Here is a 13,806-nt window from a genome sequence, read left to right on the forward strand (position 1 = left end):
CCAACACCATCGACCCGGCACGCAGCTACTGGCGCAACACGAGAAGAGCCCCCGGCCGATGGCCAGGGGCTCTCTCTTCGTGACACATGTCGCGACTCAGGTGAGACCTATGTCGCGACTCATCACATGGTGGATCTGGGGGGACTCGAACCCCCGACCCCCTGCATGCCATGCAGGTGCGCTACCAGCTGCGCCACAGACCCTCACGCTGCTCTCGGAGCAACCCGATTACTCTACAACACGTTGTGACGGGATGTCACATCGGCGGGCGTATGCTCATCGCTCGTGCAGGCGATCCGCCGGCCCCGCTCGGGGCTGATCCAGCTCTGGGAGCGACAACACCCCGCCAGACGCATCTTCGCCGGGTTCATCGCGCTCAACTTGACGGGCTGGGGCCTGCTGATGCTGCCCATCTCGAAGGAGGGCGACGGCGGCGCGAACTGGATCGAGGCGCTCTTCACCGCCGTCTCCGCCGCGTGCGTGACCGGCCTCACCGTCGTCGACACCGAGCTCTACTGGACGCCGTTCGGCCAGGGCGTGATCCTCGTGCTCATCCAGCTCGGCGGCCTCGGCGTGATGGTCTTCGCGAGCCTCATCGGCATCTTCGTCGTGCGCCGGCTCACGCTCGGCTCGCGCCTCACGACCGCGCAGGAGGCGCACGCCGAGGGCATCGGCCAGCTGCGCCGCCTCATCGTGAGCATCGCCACCATCGCCGTCGTGGTCGAGTGCGCGGTCGCGATCGTGCTCTGGCTGCGCTTCTGGCTCGGCCGCGGCGAGGAGCCGCTCCACGCCCTGTGGCTCGGCGTCTTCCACGCCGTCTCGAGCTTCAACAACGCCGGCTTCGCGCTCTTCAGCGACAACCTCATGGGCTTCGTCGACGACCCGTGGATCCTGCTGCCCCTCGCGACCGCGACCATCATCGGCGGCCTCGGCTTCCCGGTGATCATGCAGATCCTGAAGCACGCGCCCCACCCGCGCCGCTTCTCGATGCACACCTGGCTCGTGCTCACCGGCACGGCGCTGCTGCTCACCGTCGGCACCGTCGCCATCGCGGCCCTCGAGTGGAACAACCCCGGCTCGCTCGGCGCCCACCCGACCGGCACGCGCATCCTCGATGCCTTCTTCCACTCGGTGCAGACGCGCACGGCCGGCTTCAACGCGCTCGACATCGGCGCGTTCGAGCCCGAGACGCTGCTCGTGATGGATGTGCTGATGTTCATCGGCGGAGGCCCGGCGGGCACCGCGGGCGGCATCAAGATCACGACGTTCGGCGTGCTCGCCGCGATCATCATCGCCGAGGTACGCGGCGACCCCACCGTCACCGTCTTCGGCAAGCGCCTCTCGCGCGCCGTGCACCGCGAGGCGACCACGGTCGCGCTGCTGTCGGTCGGCCTCTGCTACGCCGCCACCGTCGCGATCATGCTGCTCACCGACATCGACCACGACCGCGTGCTCTTCGAGGTGATCTCGGCGTTCGCGACCGTCGGCCTCTCGACCGGCATCACCGCAGCCGTCGGCACCCCGAGCCAGCTGATCCTCATCCTCCTCATGTTCCTCGGCCGCGTCGGCCCCATCACCGTCGCGACCGCCATCGCCCTCCGCCCCCGCAGGCTCGCGTACGAGCTGCCCAAGGAAAGGCCCATCATTGGCTAGGCTCCGCAACCCCTTCGACGCGTCGACGATCGGCTCCGCCACGTCGGTCGCCGTCATCGGCCTCGGCCGCTTCGGCACCGCCCTCGCGCTCGAGCTCATGGCGCACGGCACCGAGGTGCTCGGCATCGACGGCGACGAGCAGGTCGTGCAGGCGCTGAACGGCGAGCTCACCGCCGTCGTCGCCGGCGACGCCACCCGCCCCGAGCTCATCGAGCAGCTGGGCCTGGCCGACTTCGACCGCGTCGTCGTCGCGATCGGCACCGATGTGACCGCCAACATCCTCACCACGAGCCAGCTGCTGCGCGTGGGCGTCAAGGAGGTGTGGGCGAAGGCGCTCGACGAGCGGCACGCGCTGATCCTGCACCAGCTGGGGGTGCACCACGTCGTGCGGCCCGAGGCCGACATGGGCCGCCGCGTCGCGCACATGGTGCGGGGCGCGCTCGAGGACTTCATCGAGATCGACGCCGGCTACGCGGCCGTGCGGCTCGAGGCGCCCCTCGACCTGCTGGCGGTGCCGCTGCGCGAGCTCGGCCTGCAGGTCAAGCACGGCATCGGCATCGGCGCCGTGCGACGCGACGGCGCCTGGGTGATTGCCAACCCCGAGACACGGCTCGAGCGCGGCGACATCCTGCTCGTGCACGGCACGACCGCCAAGGTCGAGGCCTTCGCCGCGTCGGCCGCGAAGCGCCGCGAGCCGTAGGCCTCACGCCCGGGCGGGGGCCTCCAGCGGCGCGTCCTCGGGGGCCGCGGATGCGCCGGGCACCACGAGCGCGGCGATGCCGGTGGTCACGGGGATCGCGAGCACGAGCCCGATGGAGCCGACGAGCGTGCGCACGACCTCCTCGACCACCTCGCCGGTCGTCAGCTGCACGTCGACCGGCGCATCCGTCATCCACATCACCATGAGCAGCGGCAGCGCCGCCCCGACGTAGGCGAAGGCGATCGTGTAGACGGTCGAGGCGATGTGGTCGCGGCCGATGCGCATCGCGCGCGCGAAGAGCTCGCCGCGGCTCGCGCCCGGCGCGACCGCGCGCAGCTCCCACACCGCCGACGCCTGCGTGATCGTGACGTCGTTGAGCACGCCCATGCCGGCGAGCACGAGGCCGCAGAGGAACACGTCCGACAGGTCGGCGCTCGTCTGCGTGAAGAGGATCTGCGACTCCTCGGCGCTCGTGCCCATGATGCGCGACGACGACGTCGCGAGCCACGCGATGCCGGCGGTGAGCAGCAGGCCGATGAGGGTGCCGAGGAGCGCCGTGGTCGTGCGGGTGCTGAAGCCGTGCGCGAGGTAGAGCACGATGCACATGACGACGGATGCGCTCACGAGCGCGACCGGCAGGGCCGGCTCCCCCGCGAGCAGAGCGGGCAGCGTGAACGCGCCGATCGCCGCGAACGCACCGACGAGCCCGACGATCGCCGCTACGCCGCGCCAGCGCGCGACCGCCACGACGACGCCGACGAAGGCGAGGGCGAGCAGCGCGAGCGGGATCTCGCGCGCGAAGTCGACGAAGACGTACGTCGAGCCGAAGCCCGCAGCCTCGGGGATGTCGAACACGCGCATCCGGTCGCCGTCGCCGATCTCGCCCATCGCCTCGGGCGGCACCGCCACCTGCACGGCGGTGCCGTCGTCGAGGCGCGCGGGCACGAGGGCGGTCGCCTCGTCGGGCACGCCCTCGGAGGTGGCGTGCAGCGAGCCGGCGCCCTCGCCGAAGTACGGCATCCGGTCGGGCAGCGCGTCGGCGCTCGGCCACAGCACGAACAGGCCCACGATCGTCGCGAGCAGCATCGGCACGAGCGCCGCCCACAGCGCCACGCGGGAGCGCACGCTCACCCGCAGGTCGTCGCCGTGCTCGTGGCTGTGCGCGGTCGGGCGGGCGATGACGCCGGAGCCCAGCTCGTCGTCGCCGAAGCTCACCTCGCGCGGCCGCCACGGGTCGCGCTCCGAGTGCCGCGCCTCCAGCGCCCGGTTCCGATGACGCCCCACAGCGCTCCCCCTTCGATGCGCGGGCAGGCTACCAGCGGGCGCGCCCCCCACTCGGGGAGGCGGGCCGCGGCGCTCGCCGCCCGAATCGCGCCTACCGCGCGCCGCCGTCGCCGCCGGCCGCTTCCGTCCGTGCGACGACGCTGCGGGCGTGCCGCAGGATCGGCTCGTCGACCATCCGCCCCTCGAACGAGAAGACGCCCGGCGTCGCCTCGGCGGCCGCGAGGATGCGCCGCGCCTCGTCGAGCTGCGCCTCGGTGGGCGCGAACGCCCGCCGGTACGGCTCGACGTGGCTCGGGTGGATCGCGGCCTTCGCGCCGAAGCCCGACGCGGCGGCGTCGACCGCTTCCGCGTGCGCGCCGGCGACATCGGCGATGTCGGTGCGGATCGCGTCGATCGCGGTCACCCCGAAGGCGCCGGCCGCGACCAGCACGCGGCTGCGGGCGTGCAGCGCGACATCGCGGTAGGCGCCCGCCTCGTCGCGGCTCGACGTGCCGCCGAGCGAGGCGACGAGATCCTCGGCGCCCCACATGAGGCCGACGACCGCCGTGTGCGCGGCGAGCTGCTCGACCGCGAGCACGCCCATCGCGGTCTCGACGAGCGCCACGACGCGCGCGCCCGGCACCTCCTCGACGACGCGGTCGACCTGCTGGGGCCCCTCGGCCTTCGCGAGCATCACGGTGCGGAACGGCGACGCGGCGACGGCCGCGAGGTCGTCGTCGAAGCCGGCCGCGGTTGCGTCCTGCACGCGCACGATCGTGCGCGCGGGGTCGAGGTCGGCGGCCTGCACCGCCCGGCGGGCCTCGGCCTTGGACTCGGGACCCACCGCGTCCTCGAGGTCGAGGATCACCGCATCCGCCCGCGCCGCGGCCTTGCCGAAGCGGTCGGGGCGGTCGCCGGGGCAGAACAGCAGCGCGGGGCCCATGCCGAGCGCCCCGCTCACGCCGAGGCCTCCCCCGGCGCCTCGGCCGACGCATCCTGCCGGCCCTGCATGAGCACCTTGCGCACCGCGCGGGCGACGACCTCGCCGTGCTGGTTGCGCGCCTGGTGCTCGAAGGTGGCGATGCCCTGGCCGGGCCGCGACTGCGAGGCGCGCTTGTCGAGCACGCGCGTCTCGCAGTAGATGGTGTCGCCGTGGCGCACGGGCGCCGGGAACGTGACCTCGCTGAAGCCGAGGTTGGCGACGATCGTGCCGAGCGTCAGCTGCCCGACCGAGAGGCCGACCATGGTCGCGAGCGTGTGCATCGAGTTCATGAGCGGCTCGCCGAACTCGGTCGTCTCGCTCCACGCGCGGTCGAGGTGCAGCGGCTGCGGGTTCATCGTGAGCGTCGTGAACAGCACGTTGTCGGTCTCGGTCATCGTGCGACCGGGCCGGTGCTCGTAGACGACGCCCTGCTCGAGCTCGTCGAACCAGAGGCCGCGCTGGGTGATGCGGCGCTCGGTGCTCGTCTGCTCGGTGCCGGTCGTCTCGGCACCGCTCGTCTCGGGGCCTGTGGTCTCGGTCATGCGGATGCCTCCTCGGGCGTCACGGTCGCGAGCTCCTGCCCGCGCGCGACCTGCTCCCCGACCCTGGCATGCAGGTGCACGGTGCCGGCGACCGGCGCGCGCAGCACGTGCTCCATCTTCATCGCCTCGACGCTCACGACCGCCTGCCCCTCGGCGACGCGGTCGCCGTCGGCGACGTGCGCGGCGACGACCGTGCCGGGCATCGGGGATGCGAGGCTCGGCTCGGCGTCGGCACGGCCGCGTCGGGTGCGCGGCGGGGTCTCGACGAGCCAGTCGCCCTCCGCCGTGCGCACCCACGTGCCCTCGGCGGTGCGCACGAGCCACGGCTCGACGGGCGTCGCGAGCTCGTCGACGGTGCCGTCGGCGCGGTGCACGGTCGTGCGCTCCCCCAGCGCCTGCACGCGCGCGGTGCCGTCGCCGTCGCGGAACGTCGCCCGCCGGCCGACCGCGCCGCCGATGCGCCAGCCGTCGGGCTGCCAGGCGCCGAGCCGCATCGGCAGCGCCTGCCCGAGGTCGGCGGCCGCCGCGGCGAGCGCGTCGCTCGGGATGCGCGCGGCGGCGATGCGCTCGCCCTCGCGGTCGATGAAGCCGGTGTCGAGCTCGCCCGCCCGCACGCTCGGCTCGTCGAGCAGCGCACGCAGGAAGCCGCGGTTCGTGACGACGCCGAAGATGCTCGTCTCGGCGAGCGCGTCGCGCAGGCGCTCGAGCGCCTGCCCGCGGGTCGCGCCGTGCGCGATGACCTTCGCGATCATCGGGTCGTAGCTCGAGCCGACCTCGCCGCCCTGCTCGACCCCCGCATCCACCCGCACGTCGTCGCCGTACGGCCAGTCGATCGCGAGCACCGTGCCGCCGGTGGGCAGGAAGCCGGCCGACGGATCCTCGGCGTAGATGCGCGCCTCGATCGCGTGGCCCGAGAGCGTCACGTCGTCCTGCGCGATCGCGAGCCGCTCCCCGGCGGCGATGCGCAGCTGCTGCTCGACGAGGTCGACGCCGGTCACCATCTCGGTGACGGGGTGCTCGACCTGGAGGCGCGTGTTCATCTCCATGAAGAACGGCTCGTCGGGCCGGTCGCCCGCGACGATGAACTCGACGGTGCCGGCGCCCACGTAGCCGACCGAGCGGGCCGTCTCGACGGCCGCCTGCCCGATCGCCGCGCGCTGCGCCTCGGTGAGCAGCGGGCTCGGGGCCTCCTCGATCACCTTCTGGTGCCGGCGCTGCAGCGAGCACTCGCGCTCGCCGAGGTGGATGACGGTGCCGTGCGCGTCGGCGAGCACCTGCACCTCGATGTGGCGCGGGCTGGTCACGAACCGCTCGATGAAGAGGGTGTCGTCGCCGAACGACGACGTGGCCTCGCGCCGCGCCGCGGCGAGCGACGAGGGCAGGCCGGCCGCGTCGTCGACGCGGTACATGCCCTTGCCGCCGCCACCGGCGGCGGGCTTGATGAGCACGGGGAACCCGACGCGCTCGGCGCCGGCGATGAGCGCCGCGTCGTCGAGGCCGGGCTCCGCGATGCCGGGCACGGTCGCGACGCCGCGCGACTCGACCGCGTGCCGGGCCGAGATCTTGTCGCCCATCGTCTCGATCGCCGATGCCGGCGGGCCGATGAACACGACCCCCGCATCCGCGCACGCCTGCGCGAACGCCGCGTTCTCCGACAGGAAGCCGTAGCCGGGGTGGATCGCCTGCGCGCCGGACGCGCGCGCCGCCTCGATGATCTTCTCGATCGAGAGGTAGGTGTCGCGCAGCGCCCCCGCGCCGAGCGAGACGACCTCGTCGAAGTGGGCGGGGTGCGGCGACGGGTCGTCGTCGGCGCGCACGGCGACCGAGCGGATGCCGAGGTCGCGCAGGGTGCGCGCGACGCGGATGGCGATCTCGCCGCGGTTGGCGACGAGCACGGTGTCGAACATCTCGGGCATCTCGCCGATCACATCCTGAAGACGCCGAAGCGCGGCTCGGGCAGCGGGACTGCGGTCACGACGTCGAGCGCCATGCCGAGGATCCGGCGCGTGTCGGCGGGGTCGATGACGCCGTCGTCCCACAGCCTCGCGGAGGCGTAGTACGGGTTGCCCTGCCGCTCGTACTGCTCGCGCACCGGGCGCTCGAACTCGCCCTGCGCATCCGCCGACCACTCCTCGCCGCGCGCCTCGATCTGATCGCGCTTGACGGTCGAGAGCACGGATGCGGCCTGCGGCCCGCCCATCACGCTCACGCGGGCGTTGGGCCACAGCCACAGGAACCGGGGGTCGTAGGCGCGGCCGCACATCGAGTACGTGCCGGCGCCGAAGGATCCGCCGACGACGACCGTGAGCTTGGGCACGCGGGTGGTGGCGACGGCGGTGACCATCTTGGCGCCGTGCTTGGCGATGCCGCCGCGCTCGGCCTCGGAGCCCACCATGAAGCCGGTGATGTTCTGCAGGAACACGAGCGGCACGCCCCGCTGGTCGCACAGCTCGATGAAGTGCGCGCCCTTCATCGCCGACTCGGAGAAGAGCACGCCGTTGTTGGCGATGATGCCGACGGTGTGGCCGTGCAGCTCGGCGAAGCCCGTCACGAGCGTGTCGCCGTAGCCGGCCTTGAACTCGTGGAACTCGCTGCGGTCGACGATGCGGGCGATGATCTCGCGCGCGTCGTAGGGCGTCTGCAGATCGGGCGGGATCGCGTCGTAGAGGGTCGACGGGTCGACCGCCGGCGCCTGCTCGTCGTCGAGCGCGCCGAGCGGCGCGTAGGCGAACCAGCCGAACCTCGCCTCCTTCGCGGGCACGGCGCCCGCCTCGGCCGCGCGGTCGCCGGGCGGCAGCGCCGCCACCATGTCGCGCACGATCTCGAGCGCGTGCGCATCGTCGTCGGCGAGGTGGTCGACGACGCCCGAGACCTCGGCGTGCAGCACGCCGCCGCCGAGCGACTCCGCGTCGACGACCTCGCCCGTCGCGGCCTTCACGAGCGGCGGGCCGCCGAGGAAGATCGTGCCCTGGTCGCGCACGATCACCGTCTCGTCGCTCATCGCCGGCACGTACGCGCCGCCGGCGGTCGACGAGCCCATCACGGCCGCGAGCTGCGGGATGCCGAGCGCCGAGAGCTGCGCCTGGTTGAAGAAGATGCGGCCGAAGTGCTCGCGGTCGGGGAACACGTCGTCCTGCATCGGCAGGAACGCGCCGCCCGAGTCGACGAGCGCGATGCACGGCAGGCGGTTCTCGCGCGCGATCTGCTGCGCCCGCAGGTGCTTCTTCACCGTCAGCGGGTAGTAGGTGCCGCCCTTGACGGTCGCGTCGTTCGCGATCACCATCACGGCCCGGCCGTGCACGAGGCCGATGCCCGCGACGACGCCCGCGCTCGGCGCATCCCCCGGCTCGCCCTCCGCAGCGTCGCCGTACACGCCCCACGCCGCGAGCGGCGCGACCTCGAGGAACGGGCTCCCCGGGTCGAGCAGCGCATCGATGCGGTCGCGGGCGAGCAGCTTGCCGCGCTCGACGTGGCGCTGCCGCGACGCCTCGGGGCCGCCGAGCGCCGCGCGGGCGAGGCGCTCGCGCAGCTCGCCGACCAGCTGCTCCATCGCGGCGCGGTTGGCGCGCGCCTCGTCGGAGGACGGGTCGACACGGGTCGTGAGGGCGTGCATGCTCCTACCGTGCCACTCAGCGGGCCAGTGCGAGCGCAGGACGCTCCAGCACCGCCGCGATGTCGGCCAGGAAGCCGGCCGCCTCGCGCCCGTCGAGCACCCGGTGGTCGAACGAGACCGTCACCGTGCACACGTCGCGCAGCACGATCTCGCCGCCGTGCTCCCACGGCATCCGCCGGATCGCGCCGAGCGCGATGATCGCCGACTCCCCGGGGTTCAGGATCGGGATGCCGCCGTCGACGCCGAAGACGCCCACGTTCGAGATGGTGATGTTCGACGAGGTGAGCTCGGCCATCGACAGCGTGCCCTCGCGGGCGCGCGTCGCGCGGTCCTTGATCTGCGCGGTGAGCTCGAGCGCATCCATGGTCTCCGCCTCGTCGATCGAGGCGACCACGAGGCCGCGGTCGGTCGAGACGGCGATGCCGAGGTTGACGTGCGCGAAGCGCTCGAGCTCGTTCGTGTCGGCGTGGAACGACGCGGTCACGTCGGGCCAGCGCTTCGCGGCGAGCAGGATCGCGCGGCTCGCGAGCGCCAGGAACGACGCGTCGCCGGCCTTGGCGAGCGCGAGCGTCTCGGTCACGTCGACCTGGTGGAACGTGGCCGCGTGCGGCACCGTGAGCGCTGACTGCGTCATCGCGGCCGCCGTGTGCTTGCGCAGCCCCGTGACCTTCTCGCGCGTCGAGGCGGGCGCCTGCGCGGGGGCGGCGGATGCGGTGCCGACCGCGTCGAGGTCGGCGCGCGTCACGAGGCCGTCGGGCCCCGTCGGACGCACCGACTGCAGGTCGATGCCCCGCTCCTTCGCGAGCTTCCGCACCGGCGGCATGGCGCGGCGCTTGGCCGTGCCGGGCGCGGCGGCCGTCGCCCGCTCGTCGCGCACGAAGGGCTCGACGTCCCACGTGCGCTTCGCGCGGGTCGGCTTGCCGCCGTGCACGGTGATGTGCCCGACGAGCACCGACACCTTCTCGGGCTGCGCCTCGGGCGCGGGCTCGGCCTCCACCTCGGCCACCGAGTCGTCGGGGCTCGCGACCGGACCGCCCTCGGGCGACGGCGCGGGCGCCTCGCCCGCAGGCGCATCCGGAGCCTGGGCCGGTGCGTCGCCGGCGAGCTCGAAGTCGATGAGCGGCGCGCCCACGTCAACCGTCTCGCCCTCGGCGGCGTGCAGCTTGGCGATGGTGCCCTCGTACGGGCTCGGCAGCTCGACGACCGCCTTGGCCGTCTCGATGTCGGCGAGCACCTGGTTGAGCTCGACCGAGTCGCCCTCGGCGACGCGCCAGGCGACGACCTCGCTCTCGGTGAGGCCCTCGCCGAGGTCGGGCAGCAGGAAGGTCTTCATCGGGCGGCCTCCAGGTCGAGCTCGGAGCGCGAGCTGCGGCGGCCGAGCGTGCGGTCGACCGCGTCGAGCAGGCGGTCGAGGCTCGGCAGGTAGTCGTGCTCGACGGCCGACGGCGGGTAGGGGGTGTCGTAGCCGGTGACGCGCTCGGGCGCCGCCTCGAGGCTCGAGAAGGCGCGCTCGACGACCGAGGTGATGAGCTCGCTGGAGACGGAGACCTCGCCGGGCGACTCGTGGGCGACGACCAGGCGGCCGGTGCGGCGCACGGAGTCGACGACCGTGTCGACGTCGAGCGGCGAGATGGCGCGGAGGTCGATGACCTCGATCTCGATGCCCTCGTCGGCGGCGGCGATCGCGGCGCGGAGCGCCGTCTCGACCGTGGGGCCGTAGGTGGCGATCGTCACGTCGCGGCCGCTCGCGACGACGTTGGCCGTCTCGAGGTCGCGCGTGATCGTGCGGTCGACCTCGCCCTTCATGTAGTACTTGCCCTTGGGCTCGAAGAACAGCACCGGGTCGTCGCTCGCGATCGCGGCGCGCAGCGTCGAGTAGGCCTCCTGCGGCGTCGACGCGGTGACGACGCGCAGGCCCGCGGTGTGCGCGAAGTACGCCTCGGGCGACTCGGAGTGGTGCTCGACCGAGCCGATCGCGCCGCCGAAGGGCACGCGGATCGTGAGCGGCACGTTCACGCGCCCCTTCGAGCGGTAGCGGAGCTTCGCCACCTGGGCGACGATCTGGTCGAACGCCGGGTAGATGAAGCCGTCGAACTGGATCTCGGCGACCACGCGGAACCCGCGGTAGCCCATGCCGATGGCGGTGCCGATGATGGCCGACTCGGCGAGCGGCGTGTCGATCACGCGCTCCTCGCCGAAGCGCGCCTGCAGCCCGTCGGTGACGCGGAAGACGCCCCCGAGCCTGCCGATGTCCTCGCCCATCAGCAGCACCCGGTCGTCGCCCTCGAGCGAGTCGGCGAGCGCGGCGTTGACGGCCTTCGCGAGCGTGAGCGTCTCGGTCATCGCTTCCCCTCGATGCTGGCGGCGAACGCGAGGTGCTCGGCGCGCTGGCGCTCGAGCCGCTTCGTCGGCTGCGCGTAGACGTCGTCGAAGATCTCCTCGGCGAGCGGCGGCTCGGCGTGCTCGGCGGCGGCGCGGAACTCCTTCGCGAGCTCGTCGGCGCGGATCTTCGCCTCGGCGCGCACGGCCTCCATGTTGGCGCCCATGCGCTCGAGCGCGCGCTCGACGCGGTCGATCGGATCCTTCGCGACCCACTCCTCCACCTCGGCCTCGTCGCGGTAGCGCTTCGGGTCGTCGGTCGTGGTGTGCGGGCCGCGGCGGTACGTGACGGCCTCGATGAAGGTGGGGCCGCCGCCGGTGCGGGCGCGCTCGAAGGCGATGCGGGCGGCAGCGTGCATCGCGAGCACGTCGTTGCCGTCGACCCGCATCGACGGGATGCCGAAGCCGGTGGGGCGCAGCGCGAGCGGCGTGCCCGACTGCACGCGCACGGGCTCCGAGATCGCGTACTGGTTGTTCTGGCAGAGGAAGACGACGGGCGCCTGGTAGGCCGCGGCCCACACCATCGCCTCGTTCACGTCGCCCTCGCTCGTCGCGCCGTCGCCGAAGCACGTGAGCGCCACGTCGTCGGAGCGGTCGATCTTGGAGGCCATCGCGAAGCCGGTGGCGTGCAGCGACTGCGCGCCGATGATGATCTGCGAGGGCGCCATGCGCACCTCGTGCGGGTCCCAGCCGCCGTGCGCGTAGGCCTTCCAGATGCGCGCGAACTCGCCCATGTCGACGCCGCGCAGCAGCGCGAAGCCGTGCTCGCGGTAGGAGCCGAAGACCCAGTCGTCGGCGCCGAGCGCGCGGGCGGGGCCGACCTGCGCGGCCTCCTGGCCCAGCAGCGGCGGCCACAGCACGAGGTGGCCCTGGCGCGTGAGGGCGAAGGCCTCGGTGTCGAGCCGGCGCACGCGCACCATGTCGACGTAGAGGTTGGTGAGCGCCGACTCGTCGATGTCGGTGAGGTGCCCGTCGAGCACCTCGTTCGGCAGCCGGGTGCCGTCGAGGTCGAGCACGCGGAGCGGGCAGTCGAGGCCGACCGCGAGCGCGGGGTCGGGGGCTGGCACGGTGATCGACACGATCGAACCTCCTTGTTCGAAGCGCCTCGTGGGCGCCGGTCGGACCCGGCAGGCGGGTGCGCCCGCGGATCGTTGCTCGACGCTATCGCCGCTTCGCACTTCGCGCAATCTGCGACACGACCGCTGCGCAGTCCGCGCATTCCCATGCGCCCACCCCTGCGCTAGATTGCGCAGCATGCGCATCGTCGATGACACCGACCGGAGGATCCTGCTCGAGCTCACGAGGCATCCGCGGATCACCAACGCCGCGATCGCCGAGCAGCTCGGCCTCGCCCGCAACACGGTGCAGAACCGGGTCGCCGCGCTCGAGGCGTCGGATGCGCTGCAGGGCTTCGACCGCCGGTTCCACGCGGCCGCGCTCGGCTACCCGCTCACGGTCTTCATGGCGACGCACGTCGACCAGCCGCGCATCGACCAGGTGGTCGAGCAGCTGCGGCAGATCCCCGAGGTCGTGCAGGCCTTCGGGCTCTCGGGCCAGGCCGACGTGCTCGTGCGCGCCGTCTGCCGCGACGCCGAGGACCTCTACCGCGTGAACAAGCTCGTGCTCGCGTGCGACGGCGTCGAGCGCACCGAGACGTGGCTGTCGATGGGCGAGCTCATCCCCTTCCGCCTCGCGCCGGTGCTCGAGCGCGACCTCGACCGCGGGTAAGGGCCGTCGGCCGGAATGCCGGCGGCGCTCAGGCGTTGGATGCGGTGGAGGTGCACATGACCACGATCGACCTGCTGCCCGACGCCACCGACATGGGGCCCGTCATGCTCAAGACCGCGACGCTGTCGCGGCTCGTGCACTGGTACACCGCCGGCGTCGGCCTGGAGGTCGTCGCCGAGCGCCCGGGCGCCGTCGAGCTGGGCGTCGACGGCCGCACCCTGCTCGTGCTCGAGGAGGCGCCGGACCTCCGCGGACCGAACCCCGCCGACGCGGGGCTGTTCCACACCGCGATCCTCTACCCGACGCACGCGGCACTCGCCGCGGCGGTCGTGCGCATGACGCAGATCCCGGGCATCCAGTTCGCCGGCACCGGCGACCACCACGTCTCCGAGGCGTTCTACTTCGCCGACCCCGACGGCAACGGCGTCGAGCTCTACGTCGACCGGCCGCGCGAGTCGTGGCAGTGGGCCGACGGGCACGTCTACATGACCACCGAGTTCATCGACCCCAACCGCTTCGTGCAGCAGCACCTCGACCGCGGCACCTTGGGCCAGGCGTCGGCCGCCCCCGTGGAGGCGAAGATCGGCCACGTGCACCTGCAGGTCGGCGACGTCGCCACTGCCCGCGCCTTCTACGTCGACGCGCTCGGCTTCGCCGAGACGGCGTCGCTCGGCAACACGGCGCTCTTCGTGAGCGCCGGCGGCTACCACCACCACATGGCCATGAACGTCTGGAACTCGCGCGGCGCGGGCCGCCGTGCCGACACGCTCGGCCTCGGCCGCGTCGAGATCCAGGTGCCGGACGCGGATGCGCTCGGCGCGGCCCGCGAGCGGCTCACGGCGCGCGGCGTGGCCGTCGCCGACGACGGCCGCGCGCTGCGCTTCGACGACCCGTGGGCGAACGTCATCACGCTGGTGCCGGCCGCCGCCTGACGGGGTCGACGCCC

Annotated in this window: 12 protein-coding genes and 1 tRNA gene; 4 read left to right on the forward strand and 9 right to left on the reverse strand. The window is 73.1% G+C overall.

The window, feature by feature from the left end; all coding sequences use genetic code 11:
• Nucleotides 1–127 precede the first annotated feature (127 nt).
• A tRNA-Ala gene (locus FQ330_RS10615) sits at nucleotides 128–203 on the reverse strand.
• Nucleotides 204–285: 82 nt separating this feature from the next.
• Here FQ330_RS10615 and FQ330_RS10620 point away from each other — a divergent pair.
• Both FQ330_RS10620 and FQ330_RS10625 read left to right on the forward strand, forming a co-directional pair.
• Nucleotides 286–1,653, forward strand: coding sequence for a TrkH family potassium uptake protein (locus FQ330_RS10620; RefSeq protein WP_225792813.1), 1,368 nt, complete (start codon nucleotides 286–288; stop codon nucleotides 1,651–1,653).
• Nucleotides 1,646–2,353, forward strand: coding sequence for a potassium channel family protein (locus FQ330_RS10625; RefSeq protein ID WP_146357438.1), 708 nt, complete (start codon nucleotides 1,646–1,648; stop codon nucleotides 2,351–2,353). Before FQ330_RS10620 ends, FQ330_RS10625 begins: the two co-directional genes overlap by 8 nt.
• A 3-nt stretch (nucleotides 2,354–2,356) precedes the next feature.
• Here the strand turns inward: FQ330_RS10625 and FQ330_RS10630 are convergent, their stop codons facing one another.
• The 8 genes from FQ330_RS10630 to pdhA form a co-directional block, all read right to left on the reverse strand.
• Nucleotides 2,357–3,637: a YibE/F family protein gene (locus FQ330_RS10630; RefSeq protein WP_225792814.1), complete on the reverse strand. Its 1,281-nt coding sequence runs from the start codon at nucleotides 3,635–3,637 to the stop codon at nucleotides 2,357–2,359.
• A 91-nt stretch (nucleotides 3,638–3,728) separates the two neighbouring features.
• Complete coding sequence (locus FQ330_RS10635) at nucleotides 3,729–4,559, reverse strand: HpcH/HpaI aldolase/citrate lyase family protein (protein WP_146357721.1); 831 nt, start codon at nucleotides 4,557–4,559, stop codon at nucleotides 3,729–3,731.
• Nucleotides 4,560–4,573: 14 nt separating this feature from the next.
• Complete coding sequence (locus FQ330_RS10640) at nucleotides 4,574–5,140, reverse strand: MaoC family dehydratase (RefSeq protein WP_146357440.1); 567 nt, start codon at nucleotides 5,138–5,140, stop codon at nucleotides 4,574–4,576.
• The gene (locus FQ330_RS10645) at nucleotides 5,137–7,056 is read right to left on the reverse strand and encodes an acetyl/propionyl/methylcrotonyl-CoA carboxylase subunit alpha (protein ID WP_146357442.1); all 1,920 of its coding nucleotides are present in this window, start codon (nucleotides 7,054–7,056) and stop codon (nucleotides 5,137–5,139) included. Before FQ330_RS10645 ends, FQ330_RS10640 begins: the two co-directional genes overlap by 4 nt.
• Nucleotides 7,057–7,064: 8 nt before the next feature.
• A complete protein-coding gene (locus FQ330_RS10650; RefSeq protein ID WP_146357444.1) occupies nucleotides 7,065–8,753 on the reverse strand; it encodes a carboxyl transferase domain-containing protein in 1,689 nt (562 codons plus the stop codon).
• A 16-nt stretch (nucleotides 8,754–8,769) separates the two neighbouring features.
• Entirely contained in the window at nucleotides 8,770–10,086 is a 1,317-nt protein-coding gene (locus tag FQ330_RS10655; protein ID WP_146357446.1) for a dihydrolipoamide acetyltransferase family protein, read from the reverse strand.
• Nucleotides 10,083–11,096, reverse strand: coding sequence for an alpha-ketoacid dehydrogenase subunit beta (locus FQ330_RS10660; RefSeq protein WP_146357448.1), 1,014 nt, complete (start codon nucleotides 11,094–11,096; stop codon nucleotides 10,083–10,085). The genes FQ330_RS10655 and FQ330_RS10660 overlap by 4 nt, the downstream gene beginning before the upstream one ends.
• Nucleotides 11,093–12,211, reverse strand: coding sequence for a pyruvate dehydrogenase (acetyl-transferring) E1 component subunit alpha (gene pdhA / locus FQ330_RS10665; protein WP_225792815.1), 1,119 nt, complete (start codon nucleotides 12,209–12,211; stop codon nucleotides 11,093–11,095). The genes FQ330_RS10660 and pdhA overlap by 4 nt, the downstream gene beginning before the upstream one ends.
• 175 nt (nucleotides 12,212–12,386) lie before the next feature.
• On the opposite strand from pdhA, the gene FQ330_RS10670 reads away from it, so the two are divergent.
• The gene (locus FQ330_RS10670) at nucleotides 12,387–12,860 is read left to right on the forward strand and encodes an Lrp/AsnC family transcriptional regulator (RefSeq protein WP_128190672.1); all 474 of its coding nucleotides are present in this window, start codon (nucleotides 12,387–12,389) and stop codon (nucleotides 12,858–12,860) included.
• Between the two features lie 56 nt (nucleotides 12,861–12,916).
• On the forward strand, nucleotides 12,917–13,792 hold the full coding sequence (locus FQ330_RS10675) for a VOC family protein (protein ID WP_225792816.1): 876 nt from the start codon (nucleotides 12,917–12,919) through the stop codon (nucleotides 13,790–13,792).
• Nucleotides 13,793–13,806 lie beyond the last annotated feature (14 nt).

Source organism: Agrococcus sediminis (assembly GCF_007923295.1).
In the GTDB taxonomy this organism is placed as follows: domain Bacteria; phylum Actinomycetota; class Actinomycetes; order Actinomycetales; family Microbacteriaceae; genus Agrococcus; species Agrococcus sediminis.